The sequence below is a fragment of the Alteromonas alvinellae genome (assembly GCF_902705805.1).
The window spans coordinates 1-420 of record NZ_CACSIH010000094.1 but is presented as its reverse complement, the minus strand read 5'-3'; the positions used below and the strand labels follow the sequence as shown (position 1 = coordinate 420).

At 41.0% G+C, this 420-nt stretch carries 1 protein-coding gene; it reads right to left on the bottom strand.

What is annotated here, in order from left to right:
* Positions 1 to 59: 59 nt before the first annotated feature.
* A partial coding sequence (locus tag ACX5KA_RS06005; protein WP_458730659.1) for a hypothetical protein occupies positions 60 to 420 on the bottom strand: 361 nt, incomplete at its 5' end.

The following is a 420-nucleotide window of genomic DNA, read 5'->3' as shown; positions in this document are numbered from 1 at the left end:
TGTTTGCGTCCCAGCCCGCGCAGCGGGCGAACTTGATTTTTTTGTTATACACGTGCCGATTAAACCTTGTTACTGGATACAAGCAGCATAACCACTGGCGAATACATTGCAATAGCCGCAAAAGCTAAAAGCGGATTCCATAAAACGAAGAACGGCATGTACACGTGATAAAGCGGAAAGTTTAAAGCGAAAGAAAAGAACTCAGACGCTGGTATCCCAACACATTTAAACCCTACAAGCATTGCGTCATAGGCGTAACAACCTACAAAATTAGACGGTTTATGACCGTAGTCCACGAAGGTGAATACGAATATTTCAATTAAAAGTAAAGCTGCAACTGCTGCGACATAAGCAATTGATAGCTTTCTCATTAACTTCCAATGTTTAGGTTTCATCAAAGTGTATAACTTTCCAATAACG